Origin of the sequence: Streptomyces sp. NRRL B-1347 (assembly GCF_000720325.1) — a bacterium.
Classification (GTDB): Bacteria; Actinomycetota; Actinomycetes; order Streptomycetales; family Streptomycetaceae; genus Streptomyces.
On the sequence record NZ_JOJM01000035.1, the window covers coordinates 16,738 to 36,419 of the forward strand.

17 protein-coding genes are annotated in these 19,682 nt (G+C 76.9%); 4 read left to right on the top strand and 13 right to left on the bottom strand.

The annotated features are described in order from the left end of the window. Window positions 1-57: 57 nt before the first annotated feature. The 6 genes from IG74_RS53550 to IG74_RS0126660 all read right to left on the bottom strand — a co-directional run bounded on the left by IG74_RS53550 (window position 58) and on the right by IG74_RS0126660 (window position 5,688). Window positions 58-186, bottom strand: coding sequence for a DUF6408 family protein (locus IG74_RS53550; RefSeq protein WP_234334465.1), 129 nt, complete (start codon window positions 184-186; stop codon window positions 58-60). A 208-nt stretch (window positions 187-394) separates the two neighbouring features. Continuing rightward, window positions 395-1,060, bottom strand: a complete 666-nt coding sequence (locus IG74_RS0126640) for a response regulator transcription factor (RefSeq protein ID WP_030682424.1) — start codon at window positions 1,058-1,060, stop codon at window positions 395-397. Beyond that, window positions 1,048-2,307 carry a sensor histidine kinase gene (locus IG74_RS0126645; RefSeq protein WP_030682426.1) on the bottom strand — a complete coding sequence of 420 codons (1,260 nt, stop codon included), beginning with the start codon at window positions 2,305-2,307 and terminating at the stop codon, window positions 1,048-1,050. Before IG74_RS0126645 ends, IG74_RS0126640 begins: the two co-directional genes overlap by 13 nt. Window positions 2,308-2,528: 221 nt before the next feature. Then, window positions 2,529-3,866 (bottom strand): glycosyltransferase 87 family protein, encoded by a 1,338-nt coding sequence (locus IG74_RS0126650; RefSeq protein WP_107059031.1) that lies wholly within the window; start codon window positions 3,864-3,866, stop codon window positions 2,529-2,531. 121 nt (window positions 3,867-3,987) lie between these two features. Continuing rightward, window positions 3,988-4,608: a sigma-70 family RNA polymerase sigma factor gene (locus IG74_RS0126655; protein WP_030682433.1), complete on the bottom strand. Its 621-nt coding sequence runs from the start codon at window positions 4,606-4,608 to the stop codon at window positions 3,988-3,990. Window positions 4,609-4,833: 225 nt separating this feature from the next. Further along, window positions 4,834-5,688: a hypothetical protein gene (locus tag IG74_RS0126660; protein WP_030682435.1), complete on the bottom strand. Its 855-nt coding sequence runs from the start codon at window positions 5,686-5,688 to the stop codon at window positions 4,834-4,836. Between the two features lie 335 nt (window positions 5,689-6,023). Between IG74_RS0126660 and IG74_RS0126665 the strand changes: the two genes are divergently transcribed. Then, entirely contained in the window at window positions 6,024-7,172 is a 1,149-nt protein-coding gene (locus tag IG74_RS0126665; RefSeq protein WP_037826098.1) for an MFS transporter, read from the top strand. Between the two features lie 957 nt (window positions 7,173-8,129). Further along, window positions 8,130-8,951, top strand: a complete 822-nt coding sequence (locus IG74_RS0126670) for a hypothetical protein (protein ID WP_051855446.1) — start codon at window positions 8,130-8,132, stop codon at window positions 8,949-8,951. Window positions 8,952-8,981: 30 nt separating this feature from the next. On the opposite strand, the gene IG74_RS0126675 is transcribed toward IG74_RS0126670, so the two are convergent. Continuing rightward, window positions 8,982-10,070, bottom strand: coding sequence for an acyl-CoA dehydrogenase family protein (locus IG74_RS0126675; RefSeq protein WP_420709947.1), 1,089 nt, complete (start codon window positions 10,068-10,070; stop codon window positions 8,982-8,984). Between the two features lie 235 nt (window positions 10,071-10,305). Between IG74_RS0126675 and IG74_RS0126680 the strand changes: the two genes are divergently transcribed. Further along, window positions 10,306-12,117 (top strand): CoA transferase, encoded by a 1,812-nt coding sequence (locus IG74_RS0126680; protein ID WP_030682446.1) that lies wholly within the window; start codon window positions 10,306-10,308, stop codon window positions 12,115-12,117. Between the two features lie 225 nt (window positions 12,118-12,342). Further along, window positions 12,343-13,998 (top strand): class I adenylate-forming enzyme family protein, encoded by a 1,656-nt coding sequence (locus IG74_RS0126685; RefSeq protein WP_030682448.1) that lies wholly within the window; start codon window positions 12,343-12,345, stop codon window positions 13,996-13,998. A gap of 63 nt (window positions 13,999-14,061) precedes the next feature. Here IG74_RS0126685 and IG74_RS0126690 read toward each other — a convergent pair whose 3' ends face one another. The 6 genes from IG74_RS0126690 to IG74_RS0126715 form a co-directional block, all read right to left on the bottom strand. Then, complete coding sequence (locus tag IG74_RS0126690) at window positions 14,062-14,892, bottom strand: metal ABC transporter solute-binding protein, Zn/Mn family (protein ID WP_030682449.1); 831 nt, start codon at window positions 14,890-14,892, stop codon at window positions 14,062-14,064. Beyond that, complete coding sequence (locus tag IG74_RS0126695) at window positions 14,820-15,716, bottom strand: metal ABC transporter permease (protein ID WP_030682452.1); 897 nt, start codon at window positions 15,714-15,716, stop codon at window positions 14,820-14,822. Before IG74_RS0126695 ends, IG74_RS0126690 begins: the two co-directional genes overlap by 73 nt. Further along, window positions 15,713-16,378 carry an ABC transporter ATP-binding protein gene (locus IG74_RS0126700; RefSeq protein ID WP_051855450.1) on the bottom strand — a complete coding sequence of 222 codons (666 nt, stop codon included), beginning with the start codon at window positions 16,376-16,378 and terminating at the stop codon, window positions 15,713-15,715. Before IG74_RS0126700 ends, IG74_RS0126695 begins: the two co-directional genes overlap by 4 nt. A gap of 117 nt (window positions 16,379-16,495) precedes the next feature. Beyond that, complete coding sequence (locus tag IG74_RS0126705; RefSeq protein ID WP_030682457.1) at window positions 16,496-16,990, bottom strand: copper chaperone PCu(A)C; 495 nt, start codon at window positions 16,988-16,990, stop codon at window positions 16,496-16,498. Beyond that, window positions 16,987-19,266, bottom strand: coding sequence for a heavy metal translocating P-type ATPase (locus tag IG74_RS0126710; RefSeq protein ID WP_030682460.1), 2,280 nt, complete (start codon window positions 19,264-19,266; stop codon window positions 16,987-16,989). The genes IG74_RS0126705 and IG74_RS0126710 overlap by 4 nt, the downstream gene beginning before the upstream one ends. After that, window positions 19,266-19,514, bottom strand: a complete 249-nt coding sequence (locus IG74_RS0126715) for a hypothetical protein (RefSeq protein WP_037826096.1) — start codon at window positions 19,512-19,514, stop codon at window positions 19,266-19,268. The genes IG74_RS0126710 and IG74_RS0126715 overlap by 1 nt, the downstream gene beginning before the upstream one ends. Window positions 19,515-19,682: the final 168 nt, after the last annotated feature.

Below are 19,682 nucleotides of genomic sequence, written 5' to 3' on the forward strand. Positions count from 1 at the left end.
GACGCTGATCGCGGCACGGTGGAGTGGCGGGCTCTCCGGGCCCGCCACCTGCCTGGGTCAGAAGACCAGGCGCGCTGCCGCGATCAGGCACGCCACCATGAGGTTGGTGACGACACCTACGGCGACGTCGGCCAGGATCTCGCGAAGCCGGTGACGACGTGCAGGCTTGTACTCAACGGGGTTCATGCGGCAACCACTCCTCGGTATGAGCTGGGAATGGCAGGGATCGCCCTACCGGGCATCCGCACTCACACCACGTGCGACACGTGGTGGAAACCACTCGACAGCCGACCGAGTAGAGGCACCTGAACACCGCCGTCGTACCCTCCGGGAAGGTGCGCAGCGTCAACAACAGTAGTACACGGCCGAGTTGGGCGGCAGCCGCGGGCTGAGGTCAGGCCCCCGGCTCCCCGTTGTCGCGCAGATGCGCCAGCACCGCCAGCACCCGGCGGTTGCCCTCCGTCGGGTCCAGGGAGAGCTTCGTGAAGATGTTGCTGGCGTGTTTGACGACCGAGGCCTCGGTGACCGTGAGGCGGTGGGCGATGGCCTGGTTGTTGAGGCCCTGGGCCATCAGGGAGAGGACTTCCCGTTCGCGGGGGGTGAGGCGGGTCAGGGGTTCGGTGCGGCGGGAGAGGAGGACGCGGACCACCTCGGGGTCGATGACCGTCTCGCCCGCGGCGACCCGGCGCAGGGTGGTGAGGAAGTCCGCGACCTCGCCGACCCGGTCCTTGAGGAGGTAGCCGAGGCCCGTCAGGCCCGCGCCGTCGCCGGTCAGGAGTTGGGTCGCGTAGGCCGTGGCGACGTACTGGGAGAGGACCAGGACGGGGAGCCGTCCGTGGCGGGCGCGGAGGTCGAGGGCCGCCTTCAGGCCCTCGTCGCGGAAGCCGGGGGGCATGCGGACGTCGGTGATGACGACGTCGGGGCGGTCGGCCTCGACCGCTCGGATCAGGGACGGGGCGTCGCCCACCGCCGCGACCACCTCGTGGCCGCCGCGCGTGAGCAGCTCCACGAGCCCGGCGCGCAGCAGTACGGCGTCCTCGGCGAGGACTACGCGGAGCACGGTACCTCCACTGTCAGTTCGGTCGGGCCGCCCGCGGGGCTGGACACCGTCAGGCGGCCGCGCAGGATCGCCAGGCGGTCGGCCAGGCCCGTCAGGCCCGTGCCCTGCGCGGGGTCCGCGCCGCCCCGGCCGTCGTCGGTGATCTTCAGCGTAAGGCGTTCGTCCCGCAGCCTGCCCCACACCTGTACGTCCGTGGCGCCGCTGTGCTTCGCCGCGTTCGTCAGTGCCTCCGTGACGGTGAAGTACGCCGTGGTCTCCACCGCGTCGGGCAGGCGCGGCAGGTCGACGTCGACCGTCACGGGCACCGGGTGGCGCAGCGCGACCTCCGTGACCGCCGCCGCCAGGCCGTGGTCGGTGAGGACCTGCGGGTGGATGCCGCGCACCAGGTCGCGCAGCTGGTCCAGGGCGCGGCGCGCCTCGCCCCTGCCGCGCGCGAGGAGCTCGGCCGCCGCCGGGTTGCCGTCGCCCAGCTCCAGCTCGGCCAGGCCGAGCGTCATGGTGAGGGCCACCAGCTGCTGCTGCGCGCCGTCGTGCAGGTCCCGTTCGATACGGCGGCGCTCCGCCTCGAAGGCGTCCACCAGGCGGGCCCGGGAGCGGGTGAGTTCGACGACGTGCCGGGTGAGTGGTTCCTCGCGGGGGGCCAGCAGGAAGTGCGCCGTACGCACTTGGGCGCCTGCCAGGAGTCCCGCCGTGTAGGCGAGCAGGGCCAGGACCAGGAGTCCCGCCGCGGTGAACGGCAGCGCCGCCGCGGGGTGCGGAACCGCCTGCCCGGGGATGATCATCACCGTTTCCGGGGCCAGCGCCCAGACCACCACCGGAGAGGCGATGAGTACGCACGCGAAGAGCAGCAGCAGCGCCATGCCCAGGCCCGCGGTCGAGAAGACCAGGGCCAGCAGCCATGCGTAGCCGAGCTCCCGCCACGTCGCCCGCTCCCGCCACCGGGTGCGCAGTCGCGCGCGGATTCCGGCGTTCTGCAGCCGGCGGTGCGGGTTCGCCAGCGGTGGCGCCTTCGGCTCGACGAGCCTCAGGCGGCGGCGTTCGAGGCGTCCGACGGGGAGCCCGAAGAGTGCCGCCGCCGTCAGCAGGACCAGGCCGGCGCCGACGGCGGACAGCAGGAGCCCGCCGGCCACGAGCACCAGCATGACGAGCAGGACCGCGAGCCCCAGCGGCGCGCCGCCGCACACGTACGACCAGCAGCGCAGCGGCCAGGAGGAGAGCAGGAAGCGGTGCGGCGGTTCGCGGCGCATCACCGTCCATACGGTGACGGGGGTGGGGGCGGTGACGGGGGTGGGCGCGGGCGCGAGTGCGCTCTCCTCGTCCGTCCGGCCGTCCGGCGGGTGCCCCGGCATCGGTGCCCTCCCGCCGGATGTCGTCCTCCACGATCATGCGTCGTGATCGTGAAAAGCGTAGTCCGGCGTCAGGAGGCCCGGGGAGTGGGCCTTCCGGTGTCCTCAGGGGTGGGTTTTCCCTACCTCACGCGCTCCGCGCCCGGTCGTGTGTCCGTGCGCCCCGGAGCCTCGTACCTCGCCATGTGCTTGTACGGCCGTACGGGCACGTCCCCGGCCAGCCTCGGCCACACCACGAGCACAAGCGGCAGCGCCAGATAGCCGAACCGGCCCGCCGGTGCCAGCAGGAACGCCACGCACAGGCCCGCCGCGAGGCGGTCGGCGGCCGCGACCACGGTGGCGGGAGGGCGCAGGACGAGCGTCGCCGCGACCGCGGTTCCGCCGCAGAGGAGCAGGGCCACCGCCGCGTACCAGCCGAGCGGGCCGAGGTCGGCGAGCAGCCGGCCGGGCAGGGGGCTCGCGGCGGGCGTCGGGACGTCGCCGCGTCCGGCGGGGAAGGCGAGGACCTGGTGGGCCATGGGTCCGGGCGCGAGCAGCGCGCTCGGCAGGGCGGCGGCCACCGCCCCGGCGACCGCCGTGCCCGCGCAGCGCAGCGCCGCCCGGGTCCCGGTCACGTTGCCGAGCAGTGCCGCGGCGACCGCCACCGCGGGCCACGCCGTCCACTTGAGCGCGCACGCGGCGGCCAGGGCGAGGCCCGCGGCCACCGGCCGTCCGCGCGCGGCGAGCGCGAGTCCGAGGCAGCACAGGCCCGCGAGCGGCAGGTCCACGCCGCTCACGCACAGCGGCAGGGCGACGACGGGCGAGGCGAGCAGGACGGCCAGGCCGGTGCGGTACGAGGCCTGCGCCGCGCCCTGCGCGGCCGGGGGCGGCGAGCCGGTCCGCAGGCACGCGGCCCCCGCCCGCAGGCACAGCAGGAACACCCCCGCGCACCACAGCCGCGCGTCCCCGAGGACCCGCAGCGGCAGCGCGGCGTCGCCGCACAGGGCCCGGGGCAGCCCGAACAGCGCCATCCCGGGCAGGTATGGCGTGTACTCGCCCACGGTCTGCGGGTCCGTCAGATACGGGCTCGCCCGGCGTACGAGCAGGACGCCCGAGCGCTCGATCACCCCGACCTCGCTCTGCCCCCGGCCGGTCAGCAGGAGCGTCACCAGCGGGACGGCGACGGCGCCCGCGAACGCCGACCCCAGCGAAAGGGCCCGCGCCCGGGACCCGGGCAGCCACCACGCGGCGAGCGCGGCACCGGCGTACCCCACCGTCGCGGAGGTCCCCCACACGCGGTGCGTCGCCAGCGTGGAGACGAGGGGGAAGCCGAGCGCCCACGCGGCGGCGGCCAGCCAGCCCGCGACCCAGAAGGCCCGGCGCGGCACGGCGCCCGGGCGGGTGCCCGGTGGTGGCGGGGGCGATGTCGTCCGGTGGATCAGCACCCGTCCATTGCAGCCGCGCGGTACGGGTGCGGTCATGACAGGTAGATCGACTCTTCGTGGTCGGGTTTTCCCGACCGGGGGCGCCCGGACGCGGGAGCGCGGACACGCAGAGGGGGGTGACGCCCGGCGGCGTCACCCCCCTTCCTGTCGTGCCGGATCAGGCCGCGTCCAGGGCCTCGATCAGGTTGGCGCGGGCCCGGGCCACCCGGGAGCGGACCGTGCCGACGGGGCAGCCGATGGCCGCCGCGGCCTCCGCGTACGGCTGCTGGAGGAGCTGGGTGAGGACGAACGCCTCGCGCCGCTCGGCCGGTATGCCCGCGAGGAGTTCGGCGAGCGCGATGCCGTCGTCGAAGCCGGGCAGGCCGCGCGGCTGGGCCTGCTCGGCGGCGGTCTGCCAGTCGTCGCGGTCGGAGAGCCGGGGCCGGGCGGCCGCGTGCCGCAGGCTGTCCACGACGGTGCGGCGCGCGATGGACAGCAGCCAGGTCCGCGCCGACGACCGCCCCTCGAACCGGTGCAGGCTGCCGAGCGCCCGCAGGAACGTGTCCTGCGCGAGGTCGTCGGCGGCCTGCGGGTCGGCGCTCAGGTGCGCCACGTAGCGCAGTACGTCGCGGTGCAGGGCCCGCACGAAGCGGTCGACGGCCTCCGGGTCGCCGTCGCGCGCGGCGAGCGCGAGCCGCGTGACGGGTTCGTCGGCGGCGTCGGTACGGCGGCCCGTCGGCCGACAGGGCTGGCCTTTCGGGAGTTTTCGGGCAGGTGGTGTCGCCAGGGCAGCAGTCATTGCCTGAAGGTCCTTACGGGTGTCCGGAAACCGGAATTTCAGAATCCGGAGTGCGGAGGTTCGGGATCCGGCCGCGACGGTGTGCGGCCGGTGAGAGGTGTCGTACGGCCCGGTGCCGCCCGGCGGGCGGTGCGGGCCGATGCCCGGTGCGCGTACGACGAGGAGCGGCGCGGCGCCGGTGGGCGCCGGGCCGGGTGTCGTCGTGGCGTGCCGGGGTACCGGCTGTCAGCTGACAGCGATCCCGAGGGGTGGGCCCCGTGAGGTGATGGCGTGGACCAGGAGCAGCCGTCGCAGCCGTCGCGCGCGGTGGTCGCGGAGCGGGCGCAGACGCGGCCGGTGCGGGGGCGGCGGCAGCCGGAAGGCCAGCCGCAGCGGCGCGACCAGCCAGCCCGCGACGGCCCGGCCGATGCGGAACGCGGCGCGCTCGCCGTACGCGAGCCACAGGCCGCAGAGCAGCGCGGCGATCAGGTGCGCGGCGAGCATGCCGAACGGCGACATGCCGCCCATGTCGTGCCCGGCGTGCATGCCGGACATCGCGCCGGACATGGTGTCGGACACCGCGCCCGACATCGTGTCGCCGTGGCCTCCCGCGGAGGTCATGTGGGTCATGCCGTGCGCGCCGGGCGCGGGGACGGCCGTCTCCTGCATGCCCATCGAGTGTTGGGTGTGCCCGGCGGCCTCGTGCATCCGGTCGGCGAGCCCCGCGTCGGTCACGGTGCGGAGCGCGTCCGCCTCCGACATGGTCCCCGAGCCGTCCGCTCCGCAGAGCAGATGGCGGGCCCACTGCTGGGCGAGCGAGGCGCCGCCGGACGCCGAGTTCTGGGCCGCGGCCTGCGCGAGCGAGAACCAGGTGTGCAGCGCGGCCTGCGCCAGGACGGACGCGGAGGTGACCAGGAGGACGCCGCGCTCACGCCCGGCGATGAGCCAGGCGCCCGCGAACGTCGCCGCGCCCGCGCCCGGCAGTGCCCACCACGGCAGCGGGGACGCCGACATGAGGGCGTGACCGGTGGCCGCGAGCAGCACACAGGCGGCCGCGAACACCGCGGCCCGTATCGCGCGACAGCTTCGGCCCCCAGACATGGCGGCCTCATCTTTGCATCCGCCCGGCGCGGCCAGCGGGCGGGTCCGGAATGTTCCGCGCGGAGCCGAGGTGTGGCGCGGGTCACCCGGGCCGCCGGGAACCGGCCCGCCCGCGCGGCCGACTCCTGAACGGCCGACTGTCGAGCAGGGGGAGCGGGCGCGTGGCGAGAGAGCACAGGGACCCGGGCGCGGAGAGCCCGGCTGCCGCCTCCCGAACGTCTTCGACCGCGGGGGAGTCGGCTGCGGGGGAGCCGACCGCAGGGGTGCCGATCGCGGGGGAGTCGGCTGTAGGGGAGTCGACCGCGGGGGTGTCGACCGCGCTGCTCACCTGCGCCATGGCGTTCTCCATGCTCCAGCTCTTCCTGCTCGGCGCGCTCGGGCCGCGTCTGGTGGACGAGCTCGACGTCTCGCCCACGACGCTCGGCCTGACCACGACGATCGGCTTCGGCACCGCCGCCGTCCTGTCGCCCGTCGGCGGCCGGATCGTCGACCGGGTGGGGCCGCGGCGCGCCCTCGCCGCGCTGCTCCTGCTCTCGGCGGCGGCGCTCGCGCTGATCGGCGCGGCGCCCGGCGCCGGCTTCCTGCTCGCGGCGGTCGCCCTCGGCGGCCTGCCGCAGGCGCTCGCCAACCCGGCCACGAACAAGGCGATCCTGGCGTCCGTGGAGCCCGCGCGGCGGGGCGCGGTGACCGGCATGAAGCAGTCGGGCGTCCAGCTGGGGGCGTTCGCTGCGGGGCTGCCCCTGGCGGCGCTCGCCGGGTGGCTCGGCTGGCGCGCGGCGGTGTGGACGGCGGCGGGCGCGGCGGTGGTGACCGCGGTGTGGGCGCTGCGGGCGCTGCCGGGGGCCGCGCCTTCGGGGGCGGCCGGGGCGCCCCGGCCGCCCGCCGGGGCCGTGTCGCTGCTGCCGCGCGGCGCCCTCGCCTGGCTCGCGGCCTTCTCGCTGCTGCTCGGCTGCGGCATCGCGTCGGTCAACACCTACCTCGCGCTGTACGGGGCGCACCGCCTCGACCTGCCGTCGGGCGCCGCGGGGGCGCTGGTGGCGGTGCTCGGCGTGGCCGGGATCGCGGGGCGCGTCGCCTGGTCGCGGGCGGCGACCCCGGGCCGGGCGCCGTGGCTGCCGGGGTGGCTCGCGGCGGGTGCGGTGGGCGCGGCCCTGCTGCTCGTCGCCGCGGCGGCGGTGGAGCCGCTGGTGTGGCTCGCGGCGGTCGCCGTCGGGGTGTTCGCGGTGTCGGCCAACGCGGTCTCCATGGTCCTGGTCATGCAGCGCGCCGCCCCGGGCCGCGCGGGCCAGGACTCGGCCCTCGTCTCCGCGGGCTTCTTCGCGGGCTTCGCCCTGGGCCCGCCCCTGTTCGGCGTCCTCGCGGACGCGGACCGCTACGGCTGGGGCTGGGCCCTGGTCGCGGCGGAGTTCGCGGGAGCGTGCGCGGTGGGTCTGACGTGGGCGGTACGGGAGCGGGGCGCGCGGCGCCGCGCGGGGGAGGCCTGAGGTGCCCGGCCCCGACGGCGCCGCCCCGCCTCCCGACTGGGCCGGGCCCGCCCTGCGCGCGGTGCTCGACCGGGCCGCCCGCACCCGGGCCGAAGTCGGCACCCGCTTCCCGCTGTTCGCCGACCCCGTGACCGGTACGTGGACGACGACCCGGCGCGGGGCCTGGACCGGCGGCTTCTGGGCGGGGCTTCTGTGGCTGCGCGCGCGGTGCACGGGCGCCGCGGCGGACCGCGCGGCCGCCGCGCAGTGCACGGCGCGGCTCGCCGACTGGGCGCACGCGGACACGGCGACGCGCGGCCTGATCCTCTGGTACGGCACGGCTTCGACGGGGCCCGCCGAAGCAACGAAGCCCCCGGCCGCACCGGACCGCGCTCCGGCACCGGGCCGTCGCCCGGCACCGGACCGTCCCCCGGCACCGGACTGCGCCTCCGCGCCGGACCGTGCTTCCCCGTCGGGGTCTGCTTCCGGGCCGGGCCATGCTTCCGCGTCGGGTCGCGCCTCCGCGCCGGACTGCGCCTCCGTGCCGGGTCCTGCTTCCGCGCCGAACCGCGCTTCCGCGTCCGGCCTTGCCGCGTCGCCCGGTCCTGCTTCCGTGCCGGGTCCTGCTTCCGGACCGGACCATGCTTCCGCGTCGGATCGCGCCTCCGCGCCGGACTGCGCCTCCGCGCTGGGTCCTGCTTGCGCGCCGAACCGCGCTTCCGCGTCCGGCCTTGCCGCGTCGTCCGGTCCTGCTTCCGCGCTGGGTCCTGCTTGCGCGCGTCGTCCGGTCCTGCCTCCGTGCCGGGTCCTGCTTCCGCGCCGGGCCCTGCCTCCGTGCCGGGCCCCCCTTGCGCGCCGAACCGCGCCTCCGCGTCCGGTCCCGCCCCCGCGCCCGGCCCCGCCTCCGCGCCGGGTCGTGGTCCCGTCTCGGGCAGCGCTCCCCGGCCGGAGGCCGCCGCCGGGTCGGAGCCGGCTTCCGTGCCGTTCCCCGCCGATGCGTCGGGCGGCGCGGCCGCGTCGGTAGAGGGCGCCGACGGACCCGGTTCCGGTCCCGAGCCCACCGCCGAAGCCCTGCGGGCCCGTGCCGCCCGGTTCTGTCTCGACGCGCTCGACCCCGGTCTCGGCCTCGTCCCCTGGGGCGCGGCCTTCGGCGGGCCGCGGCTCGTGGCGCGGGCGGACGCCGTGCCCGGGCTCGTGCCGCTGCTCGCCGCGGCGGGGCCGCGCGGTGCCGAGGCCGCCGCCGCGCACCTCCACCGGCACCTGGACCTGTGCCGTGCCGGAGCCATGGCCTGGCGGTACGTGCCGGGCACCGGCTGGCATCCGCTCGCCGAACCCGCGCCCGGCTGGAGCCGGGGCCGCGCCTGGCTGCTGCTCGCGGTCGCGGACGGCCTTGCCCGCGCGGACACGGACACGGCTGGCTCCGCGGGCTGGCGCCCGGACCGGCTGCGCCGGGCAGCGGCCCGGCTCGGCGCGTCACCGGCGCCGGGGGAGCCCCTCGTGCCGCCCGCCGACACCGCCGCGCCCGACGGCCCCCTGGACACATCGGCCGCCGCGATCACCGCCGTCGCGCTGCTCAAACTCGCCGCGCTGCCCGGCGCGGACGCCGAGCCGCTCACGCGGCGCGCGACCGCCGTCCTGCACCGCCTGGTGACCGCGCACCTCACCGACGGGATGCTGCTCGACGGCTGCTACGACGCCGCCACCGGCACCGCCGTACGGCACGAACTCATCTGGGGCGACTACTTCCTGGCCCTCGGCCTAGCCGTCCTCACCGGCCTCGTCCACCCCGGCGACGTATAGACGTGGAGATGTAGAGACGTAGGGACGTGGCTACGCGTAGTCGTCCAGGATCCGGCGTGCCACCGACGTGACGTGCAACTCGTCCGGGCCGTCGAGGATCCGCGCGGCGCGCCCCGTGCGAAGGAGCGCGGGCAGCGGCGTGTCGGGGCCGAGCCCGGCCGCGCCGTGCACCTGGATCGCCGCGTCCACGACCTGCTGGAGGGTGCGGGCCGCGGCGACCTTCGCCAGGCCCACCTCGACGTGCGCGTCCTCGCCCGCGGCGAGCCGCGCGACCGCCTCGTGCACCAGCGGACGCGTCGTCCGCAGCGCGAGCAGCGACTCGAAGACGTGCTGCTGGACGAGCTGGTGGGAGCGGAGCGGGCCGCGTGCGCCGCCGCGCGTGGCGGCGCGCCCCGCCAGCAGGTCGAAGGCCCGCTGCGCCTGCCCGAGCCAGCGCAGGCTCCGCAGCGTACGGCCGAGCTGGAGCCGTTCGGCGGCGACGGACAGGCCCGCGCCGCGCTCGCCGACCAGGTGGTCGCCGGGCACGCGGACGTCGTCGAGGGCGATCTCCCACTGGCCGCTCGCGCCGAGCACGGGCAGTTCGCGGACGACGCGGAAGCCGGGCGAGCGCGTCGGCACGACGAACAGGGACAGACCGCCGCGGTCCGGCGGCGCGCCGTCGGTGCGGGCGAGCACGGTCACCAGGTCCGCGCCCGCCACGCCGGACGTGAACCACTTGCGGCCGCTGACCACCCAGTCCCCGTCCGCCCGCCGCACCGCCGTCGTCGCGGTCAGGAACGGGTCGGTGCCGGGGCTCTCCGGCTCGGTCATGGCGTAGCAGGCGCGCAGTTCGCCCGCGACTAGCCCGGGGAGGTACGCCGCGCGGACGCGCGCGCTGCCGTGCCGCAGCAGCATCCGTACGTCGAGCAGCGGCGCGGAGCCGAGCGCGGCGGGCCCGTGGTCGCTGGCGCCCTCCACCTCCGCGTGCCGCGCGTACGCGGCCAAGCCGAGGCCCTGGCCGCCCAGTTCGGCGGGCAGGGGCAGCGCCCAGAGCCCCGCGTCCCGGGCGCGGTCCCGCAGCGCGCGCAGCGCCTCGCCGGCCTCGGGCCCGCCCGCGTCCAGGACGTCCTCACGGGGCATGACGTGCTCCCGTACGAACGCCTCGACGCGCCCGCCGAGCTCCGCGTCCGACCCGTCCCACTCCGTCAACTCCGCCACCGCCGCCACCGCTTCCTTCCGTTCGCCGGGAACCCGCGGGCCCGGGCGCCCGACTGACTCTCCATGGAACTGGTCGGGCGCCGACGGCCCCGGGTTCCCGCCTTCGCCACGAACCCGGTGCGGCGCCCGCCGCACCGGGAGAGGAGACACGACGGACATGACCCAGGCAGCGTCACAAGACCTCACCGCACGGGCCGGGGCACGGCCCCTCGACGCGTTGCGCTGCGACATCGTCGGGCCGCCCGAGCTGACCGACGTCGTCACGGCGCACCTGCGGCTGCTCGGCGCGCACACGACCCGGTCCGACGACGGGGCCGGGAGCGGCCGCGCGGTGCTCTGCGGCGGGGGCTTCGGGCCGGTGGAGGCCGAGGTCCGCTGGGCGGACCCGCTGGGCCCGGCGCGCGACGCCGTGGCCCCGCCCGCGGGCGCCGCCCCCGGCGGCCCCGGGCCCGGCTCCGTCCACGACGAGGCCACCGCCCAGGCCGCCACCGGCGTGATGTCCGTGCACGGCCGCCGCGACGGCGCACCGCGCGGCCTCGGCGTCGACTACACCGCGACCGCCGCGGGCGTCCTCGCCGTCCAGGGCCTGCTCGCCGGGCTCGTGGCGGAGGCCCGCGGCGGAACCGCGGGCCGGGTCACGACCAGCGCGGTGCGCGCGGGGCTGCTCGCCGTCTCGCAGTACGCCGCGGCCGAAGGGGCCGACGAGGGCGAGGCGGCGCAGCTCGCCCCGGGCGGACCGCCGTTCACCTCCGCCGACGGCGTCGTCTTCGAGCTGGAGACCCTCGACCCGGGCGCCTGGGCGGCGTTCTGGCGGGCCCTGGGCGCGCCCGCCGAGGCGCTGCGCGCGGGCTGGCGCCCCTTCCAGTTCCGGTACGCCACCGCCTGCGCGCCCTTCCCCGAGGCCCTGCACACCACCGTGCACGGCGCCGCCTGGAGCCGGATCCAGGCGGCCGCCGCCGCGTCAGGCGCCGAGGTGTGCGCCCTGCGCACGCTCGCCGAGCGCGCCGCCGAGTACGACCACGCGCCGCCGTGGACGCTCACGCCGTACGGCCCCGGCGGGCTCGTGCACCACCGCCAAGTCCCCACGCCCGAACGGCCCCTGGCCGGGCTCACCGTCCTGGAGGCGGGCCGCCGCATCCAGGCCCCGCTGGCCGCGCACCTGCTGCGCCTCCTCGGAGCCGACGTCGTGCGCGTCGAGCCGCCGGGCGGCGACCCGCTGCGCGGCATGCCGCCCGCGTGCGGCGGCGTCTCCGCGCGCTGGCTCGCCCTCAACCGCGGCAAGGACGCGGTCGAGGCCGACATCAAGTCCCCCTCCGGGCGCCGCAGGCTGCGCGACCTCGTCGCCGACGCGGACGTGTTCCTGCACAACTGGGCGCCGGGCAAGGCCGCCCAGCTGGCCCTGGACGCGGACGACCTGGCGCGCGTCAACCCCGGCCTCGTGTACGCGTACACCAGCGGCTGGGCGGGCCGGATCGACGGCGCGCCCATGGGCACGGACTTCATGGTCCAGGCGCGCACCGGCGTTGGCGAGGCCGTGCGGCCCGCCGACGAGCCGCCCGCGCCCTCCCTGATGACGCTCCTCGACGTCCTCGGCGGGCTGCTCGGCGCGGAGGCCGTGCTCGCGGGGCTGCTCCTGCGCGAGCGCGCCGGGGGGCGGGGGGTGCGGGTCGACTCCTCGCTGCTCGGTGCGGCGGACGCGCTCGTCGGGCCCGCGATCGCGCGCGGGGCGCGTCGGCCGGGCGGGTTCCGGCGGCCCCTGCGCACCGCTGACGGGTGGGTGGCTCCTGGGGACGGGTGTGCCGCTGCCGTCGGGGCGTACGACGTCGGGGGGCTGGGCACGGGCGACGCGGTGCGGCTGCTGGCGGCGCACGGGCTGAAGGCGACCGCGGTCGCCTCCGACCTCGCGGGGGCCCTCGGCCGTGACGGCCATGGCGCGCCGGTGGTCCCGGACCCGTGGACCTTCGGCTGACGCCCTGACCCTCGCGGTGCGCCCCTGGCCCGCCCCTTCCCGAACTGGGGCTCCGCCCCAGACCCCGCTCCTCAAACGCCGGAGAGGCTGGATCTTTCAGCCCGTCCGGCGTTTGAGGACCGGGGGTACGGGGGCGGAGCCCCCGGAGCGGGAAGGGGCGGGTCTGGGGCGCACCGCGAGGGATCGCACACCTGCCACATCCACACCTCACCCAAGGAGCCCCCCATGCCCCCCACCCTCAAGGACCTCCTCCCCGTCGCCCTCCGCAGGAGCTGGGCGGTGGACGGGACCTGTCCCGACCTCGACCTGTACAGCCTGTTCCGGGCGCGGCAGGTCAGTGATCTGCATCGCGCGGCCGTCGTCGACGCCAAGGGCAAGCTCTGCTACACCGCTCTGGACCGCAAGGTCCGATGTCTGGCCGTCGGGCTCAGAGGGCTTGGCATAGGCCAGGGCGACGTCGTCGGCGTGCAACTGCCCAACGAGCGGGACGCGGTCGTCACGGACCTCGCCCTCGCCGCCGTCGGCGCGGTCGCGCTGCCCTTCCCCGTGGGCCGGGGCGCCGCCGAGGCCACCAGCCTGCTGCGCCGCGCGGAGGCCGTCGCGGTGGTCGCGGCGGCGGAGCACCGGGGCGCGCACCCGGCGCGGGCGCTCGCCGACGCGCGGCCCGCCCTGCCCGCGCTGCGCCACGTCGTCGCGGCGGGCCGGGGCCCGCAGCCCGAAGGGGCCCTGACGCTGCGCGAGTTGCTCCGCTGCGACCCGAACGACTTCGTCGCCGCGCGGCCCGACCCGGACGGCCCCGCCCGCATCCTGGTCTCCTCGGGCTCCGAGGCCGAGCCGAAGATGGTCGCGTACTCGCACAACGCCCTGGCCGGCGGCCGCGGCAACTTCTTCGCCTCGCTCATGCCCGACCGGGCCGCCCCGCCGCGCTGCCTCTTCCTGGTGCCGCTCGCCTCGGCCTTCGGCTCCAACGGCACCGCCGTCGCCCTCGCCCGGCACGGCGGCACGCTCGTCCTGCTCGACCACTTCACGCCCGAGGCCGCGATCGCCGCGATCCGGGAGCACGAGCCCACGCACGTCCTCGGCGTACCGACGATGGCCCGGATGATCCTGGACCGCCTGGCGGCCGACGGCGGGACGCTGCCGCCGCCCACCGCCCTTGTGCTCGGCGGCTCCCCGCTGGACGCCACCACGGCGGCCGCCGCCCGCGAGGCCTTCGGCTGCCCCGTCGTGAACCTGTACGGCTCCGCGGACGGCGTCAACTGCCATACCGGTCTTGAGGGATACGAGGCGAGCGAAGCCCCGGAGCACGGCGTCGTGGCCGGGCGGCCCGACCCGCGCGTCGCCGACATCCGCGTCGCCGACCCCGCCACCCACGAGCCGGTGCCGGACGGCACCGTCGGCGAGATCGTCGCGCGCGGCCCGATGACCCCGCTGTGCTACGTCGGCGCCCCCGACCTCGACGCCCGCTACCGCACCCCCGACGGGTGGGTCCGCACCGGCGATCTGGGCCTGATCGACGGCGGCGGCGTGCTGCACGTCGTCGGCCGCCTCAAGGACGTGGTGATCCGCGGCGGCGCCAACATCAGTCCGGCCGAGGTGGAGCGCGAGCTGAGCGCGCATCCGCTGGTGCGGGACGTGGTGTGCGTCGGCGTCCCCGACTCGGTGATGGGGGAGCGGCTCGCGGCCTGCGTGGTGCCCGTCTCGGGCGGACCGGACGGGGCGCCGCTGAGCCTCGACGCCCTCGGCGAGCACCTCGCGGCCCGTGGCGTCGACCGGGTGAAGCACCCCGAACGGCTGCTGCTCGTACCGGAGTTGCCGCTGACCCCGGCGGGCAAGCCGGACCGGGCGGCGCTGCGGGAGAAGGCGGTCGCGGGCGCCTGAGCCGCGCGACACATGGGGGTGCCCCCTCCGGGCCCGGCCCGGAGGGGGCACCCCCGGCGCGTGCTACTCCGCGCGCATGGCCTTCTTCAGCTGCGCCGCCGCGTTCCGGTACACCGGCAGCAGGTCCAGATCGTCCCCGGGGTAGTTGACGATCTTCACCTGCTCGGCGCCGGAGCCGGGCAGGACCGTGCCGGTCGACATGTGCGCGTTGTCGAGCACGAGCGCGGGCTTCTTCTTCCCGAGCTCGGCGACCTGGGAGGCCTTCACCGGCTCGGGGCCGTAGGTGCCGACGGTACGGGCGCCCGCCATCCGCGCCGACCACGTGGTGAACACCTGGCTGACCGCGGTCGGCGCCTTGCCGCCCGGCCAGGCGGACTTGAGGTCGCCGGACAGCTTGGCGTACTCGCGCTCGAAGGACGCCTTCCACTTCTTCGCGGACACCTCGGTGCCGAAGAGGCCGCCGAGCCGGGTCACCTCGCCGACGGCCTTGCCCGCGTCGTTGTCGAGGTTCACCTGGACGAGCTCGGCCTTCGAGCCCGCCGCCTCCTTGATCTTGTCGGCGTACGGCTCGAACGGCGCGTACAGCACGAAGTCGGCCTTGGCGACGGCCGCGAGGTCGGAGGGCTTGGGGTCGTAGTCCGGCGCGTGGTGCGTGGACGGCGGCACCAGGACGGTGACGTCCTTCGCCCCCGCCGCCTTGGCGAACGCGCCCTCCCAGGTGGTGGTCGCGACGACCACGGGCCCGCCGCCCTCGCCCGCGTCGGTCTTCTTGGGCTGGTTCTCGTCGGCGCAGGCGGTGGCCGTGAGGGCGAGCGCGGCGCTCAGTGCCACGGCCCCGGCGGTGCGGGAGAGGTGCTGGGGGAGGTGGGGGACACGGACGCCGGTGCGCGCCATGAGGTGATGCTCCGTTCGGGGATGAGGTGGACGGCGAGGACGACGGCCCCCGCCAGCAGGACGAGGACGGGCCCGGGGGGCCAGTCCAGCCACAGGGCGAGCAGGAAGCCCGTGGTGTTCACGACGACGCCGATGGCCACGGCCCACAGCGCGATCGTGGTGAGCCGGTTGCCGAGGCGGCGCGCGGCGAGCGCGGGAAGCAGCGTGAGCGCGTCGACCAGCAGCGCGCCGGTCAGCTTGATCGCCCCGGCCACCGCGACGGCGACCAGGACGAGCAGCACCACGGTGAGCCCGCCGACGGGCACCCCGGAGCACTGCGCCAGCTCACGGTCGTACAGCAGCAGCGCGAGGTCGCGCCGCCGCCAGAAGAACAGCGCCGGTACGGCCACGGCGAGCACCGCGACGACGACGATGTCGGCGGTGGTGACCGACAGGATCGACCCCCACAGCAGCGCGAACGCGCCGGAGGCGTTGACCCCCGCCACCGAGAGGACGAGCAGCGTGGCCGCGATGGCCATGCTCATCAGCAGGCCCATCGCTCCCGAGAGGCCGTCCGGCGTGCGGGCCAGGGGCGCCACGCCCGCCCCCGCGAGGGCGCAGGCCACCAGGGCGCACAGCATCGGGTCGAGCCCCGTCAGCAGCCCGACCGCGATGCCGAGCAGCGCGACGTGCATCATCGCGAACCGCACCGGCATGATGTCGAGCCCGACGATCACGACGCCGACGACGGGCAGTCCCACGGCGGCGAGCAGCAGCGCGAACCCGGCGCGCTGCACCGGCACGAGCTGGAGCATGAGGCCGAGGTCGGCGGTGGCGAGGGTCATCCGGCCGCCGCCCTTCCGAGGCCGGTCGGCGGCACCTCGCGCAGGCGGCCCGCGGCCATGTCCAGGACGCGGTCGCAGCGCGCGGCGAGCGTCCGGTCGTGGGTGACGACCAGAAGCGTGACCGGCAGCGAGGTGAGCACCTCCGCGGCCTCCTCCTGACCCGCGAAGTCGAGGGCGGCGGTGGGCTCGTCGGCGAGCAGCACCCCGGCCCCGGCGGCGACGCAGCCCACCGCGCGGGCCAGATAGGTCCGCTGGAGCTGGCCGCCGGACAGGGTGTGCAGCGGCTTGCGGCGCAGCTGGCCGACGCCGAGGCCTTCCGCCGCGTCCGCCGCCGGGCCCGGGGCGCCGCTGGAGTCCAGCAACTCGCCCGCGAGCAGCGGGAAGCGGCCCGTCGCGGGCTTCTGCGGCACCCAGGCGCAGGCGCGCCGCCGCCAGGCGCGGTCCGCGGCCGAGCGGGTGTCGCGCCCGCCCACGAGGACCGTGCCGCGGGTCTGCCGGTGCAGGCCGAGCACGGCGCGCAGCAGCGTGGACTTGCCGGAGCCGTTCGTCCCGGTCAGCGCCACGCGCTCGCCCGCCGCGACCTCCAGGTCGACGCCGTCCACGGCGATGACGCGCCCGTGCCCGCAGGTCACGTCGCGCAGCTGTACCTCAAGCCCGCCCATAGGCCGTCACGCGCCTTCCTTCCGTCGCCTCGGCTCACGCCGTGTGCGGCAGTAGTCGGACGCGCGGCGCACAGAGTTCCCGTACGTCCCGACGGAGTTGCGCCGTGCGCGGCGGGCTCAGCTGCCGGGGCGCACCACCACGGCCGTCACCCGCACCTCGCCGCTGTGCCGGAACGTCAGGACGAACGGCACCTCGGCGCCCAGGCGCAGGGGCCGCTTCGGGCGGAGCATCACGTCGAGCCCGTCGGGCCTCATGGTGATCCGCTTGCCCGCGGGCACCGTCGCCGACTCCACCATCCGCATCGACTCGACGTTGCGGCCCCGCTGCTCCACGGTCCTGCTGAGCATGACGTCGACGGCCTGGGGCGAGCTGACGGACTCCAGTACGTCGTCGGAGTCGCCGGAGTTGGTGATCCGGAAGAACGCGGCGGTCTCCGCGACGCTCCCGTAGCTCAGGAACACCCGCCCGTCCGCCACCGAGATCCGCGCGGGCCCGCCCGCGGCACCGGCCGCGACCCAGGCCGTGAGCCCGCCCAGGGTGAGCGCGGCGGCGACGACCGGCGCGAGCGCGGCCAGGAGGCCGCCGCGCAGGCGTGTGTACAGGGTGCTCATCGACGGCCCTTTCCTCGTGCGGCCCGCGGCACCGGCTCCCACGTCCGCAGGCGCAGACTGTTCGCGACCACGAGCAGGGAGCTCGCGGACATGGCGACGGCCGCCGTCATCGGGCCGAGGCGGCCCACCGCGGCGAGCGGCACGGCGAGCACGTTGTAGCCGAACGCCCAGACGAGGTTGGCGCGGATCGTGGCCAGGGTGCGCCGGGCGAGGCGGACGGCCACGGCGGCCGCGCCGATGTCGCCGCCCGCGAGCGTCACGTCGGCCGCGCCGATCGCCGCGTCGGTGCCGCAGCCCATGGCGATGCCCAGGTCGGCGCGGGCCAGCGCGGCCGCGTCGTTCACGCCGTCGCCGAGCACCGCCACGCGGCGGCCCTCCGCGCGCAGGCGTCCGACGAGTTCGGCCTTCTCCTGGGGCGTGCAGCGCGCGTGCACCTCGGCGATGCCGAGTTCGGCGGCCACGGCGTGCGCGGTCGCCGCCCGGTCCCCGGTGGCGAGGACCGGCTCCACGCCGAGGCGCCGCAGCCGGTCCACGGCGCGGTAGCTGCCGGGCCGCAGCACGTCGCCGACGGCGACGACCGCCTCGTCGGCGCCGTCCACGCGGACGAGGACGGCGGTGTGGGCCGCCGCCTCCGCCGCGGCGAGCGCGGCGGCCAGCTCGTCCGGCAGCGCGTCGCCGGGCACGCACACCTCCACGCGGCGGCCCTCCACCACACCGCTGACACCCGTGCCGGGCGTCGCCAGGAAGCCGTCCACCGGCGGCAGCGGCTCGTCCGCCGACCGCTGCCGGGCGTACGTCACCAGGGCGCGGCCCAGCGGGTGCTCCGAGCCCTGCTCCACGGCCCCGGCGAGCCGCACCACGGCCTCCTCGCCGAGCCCGTCGGCCGCGGCGGTGACCCGTGCGACGGTCATGTGCCCGGTGGTGAGCGTGCCGGTCTTGTCCAGGACGACGGTGTCGACGTGCCGCAGCGTCTCCAGGGCGCGCGGCCCGCTGACGAGGACGCCCAGCTGCGCGCCGCGCCCGGTGGCGGCGAGCAGCGCGGTGGGCGTGGCCAGGCCGAGCGCGCACGGGCAGGCGACGACGAGCGCGGCCACGGCCGCGGTGACGGCGGCCTGCGGATCGGCCCCCGCGCCCAGCCAGAAGCCGAGGACGGTGACCGCGAGCGTCAGGACCACGGGCACGAACACGCCCGCCGCGGCGTCCGCGAGCCGCTGGGCGCGCGCCTTGCCGGTCTGGGCCTCCGTCACCATCCGGGTGATCCGCGCCAGTTGGGTCTGTGCGCCGACGGCCGTGGCCCGTACGACGAGCAGCCCGCCCGCGTTGACCGCGCCGCCCACGACGGCCTGCCCGGGCCCGGCCTCCACCGGTTCGCTCTCGCCGGTGACGAGCGACACGTCGAGGGCGGAGGTGCCCGACACCACCACGCCGTCGGTGGCGACGCGCTCACCGGGCCGCACGGTGAACTCCTGGCCCACCCGCAGCAGCTCGACGGGCACGCGCCGCTCGGTGCCGTCCGGGCCGCGCACCGCCACGTCCTTGGCGGCGAGTTCGGCGAGGGAGCGCACCGCGGCGCCCGTGCCGTGGCGGGCCCGCGCCTCCAGGAACCGCCCGGCGAGCACCGAGAGAGGCACCCCGACCGCCGCCTCCAGATACAGGTGCGCGGCCCCGCCCCCTGCGGACGGCAGGAACTCGAAGGGCATCCGCATGCCCGGCTCGCCCGCACCGCCGAGGAACAGCGCGTACGCCGACCAGGAGAAGGACGCGGCGACGCCGAGCGACACCAGGGTGTCCATGGTGGCCGCCCCGTGCCGCAGGCCGCGCAGCGCCCGCCGGTGGAAGGGCCAGGCGCCCCACACCGCCACCGGCGCTGCGAGCACGAAGCACAGCCACTGCCAGTTGCGGAACTGCCAGGCGGGCACCATCGACAGGGCGAGCACCGGAAGCGCGAGCAGGGCGGTGACCAGGAGCCGGTCGCGCTCGGCCCGCGCGCCGTCGTCGGCCGCCTCGTCCGCGCCCTGCTCGGGCGCGGGCGGCGCGGGCACCTCGGCCGTGTAGCCCGCCCGTACGACGGCGGCGACCAGGTCGTCCGCGGTGGTGTCCACCGGGTGCGTCACATGGGCCCGGCCGGTGGCGAGGTTGACGGTCGCGCTGACCCCGGCCAGCTTGCCGAGCCGCTTCTCCACGCGGTTCACGCACGCGGCGCAGGTCATGCCGCCGACGACCAGGTCGGTGGTGGTCACGTCGGGCGCCGGTGCCGTACCGGCGGCGGTGTCCATCAGCCGTGCCCTCCGTGCCCGCCTCCGTGCCCGCCGCCGGAGCCGCCGTCCCCGTCGGACGTCGAGGACCGCATGCCCGGCGCCACCGGACCCACGGAGTCGCCGACTTGGTACGAGACGACGAAGACGACGGCGAGCAGCGCGAGGAAGGCGAGCAGGGCGGGCGGCGGCCGCCACCCGCGCGGCGCGGACCCGGCGCGCCCGCCGGTCGGTTCGGGCGATCCGGACGGTCTGGTCGGACTGGGCATCGGCGCTCCCGTGGCTGAGGCGGTGGCGCGGGCAGGGGACACCCGGCGCCGGGCAGGTGGTCGGGCGCGGGCCCGGAGAAGTTCCCGCCGCGCCGGACTCCTCGTGTCGCAATTGGGCCAACCGGGTGAAGTGGCGTAAGAATTGCCTGGTACAGACGTTGAGGACGA